The 1,022-nt window shown below is 60.0% G+C and carries 1 protein-coding gene; it reads right to left on the reverse strand.

Features of this window, described 5'->3' with window-relative positions:
* Window positions 1-1,006: integrase core domain-containing protein (locus tag OZ411_RS42885; RefSeq protein ID WP_282532790.1), on the reverse strand; the 1,006-nt coding region annotated here is incomplete at its 3' end.
* Window positions 1,007-1,022 lie beyond the last annotated feature (16 nt).

Consider the following 1,022-nt stretch of genomic DNA (forward strand, 5'->3'; position numbering starts at 1 on the left):
CGTAGTGGTGGTGAAGTCCGCCCAGGATGGCGAGTGAATTGATCAGACCGGTTCGCTGAACCGGGCGGCAGACCGGCGCATCCTTGTCCAAGGATCGATGAGTTCTGACGCGGTTGTAATATTCCGCATAGGATCGCAGGATTCGGCGCAGATGCGCTTCGCCTAAGACAATGATGTGGTCTACACACTCACGCCGGATCGATCCGATCAGCCGTTCGGCAAAGCCATTCTGCCAGGGCGACGCTGGTGCGGTAGGCTTGTCCCGGATGCCCATGGCTCGCAATCGGCGCGTGACGACGCTGCCATAGATCTGGTCGCGATCGCGGATGAGGTAGTGCGGAGCCTCATCCCAAGGAAATGCCTCCGTGATTTGATGTGCTACCCATTCGGCCGTCGGATTTGCTGTGACGTTGATCCAGACGAGATCTCTGCGGTCGAGCCGGACGATGACGAAGGCATAGAGCAGGTCGAAACCGATCGTTGGAACAACGAACAGGTCCATGGCGGCGATGTCCGGCGCGTGGTTGCGCACGAACGTCTGCCATCCCGGGCTTGGTGGCCAGCGTCGTTTGACCATGTACTTCGCGACGCTCGACTGCGCGATCTCAAACCCGAGCTTGAGCAGTTCACCGTGAATGCGCGGCGCACCCCACAGCGGATTGTCGATGCTCATCCACCGGATCAATCCGCGCAGCTCTGTGTCGATGGGCGGTCGCCCTCCCAATGGGCGTGACTTCCAACGCCAGTAGCCGCGAAAGCCGGCTTTGTGCCAACGCACGAGCGTCTCGGGCTGGATGATGATAAGAACCTTCAGGATTGATGGAAACCAGCGATACAGCCGGACCAAGAACCAGCGATCCTGGTTCGTGAGCCGGGCGCGACCATGCAGCTTGCGCCTCAAGACATTCAACTGATGCCGAAGCACCGCGTTCTCCGCTTCGAGCCGCAACTTCGACTTGAACGGCGAGGCGAGGACGGCCAGAACGAAACAGAGCAGCCCGATCATTCCGCCAGCTTAGGCG

The sequence above is a fragment of the Bradyrhizobium sp. Arg237L genome (assembly GCF_029990105.1).
GTDB lineage: Bacteria > Pseudomonadota > Alphaproteobacteria > Rhizobiales > Xanthobacteraceae > Bradyrhizobium.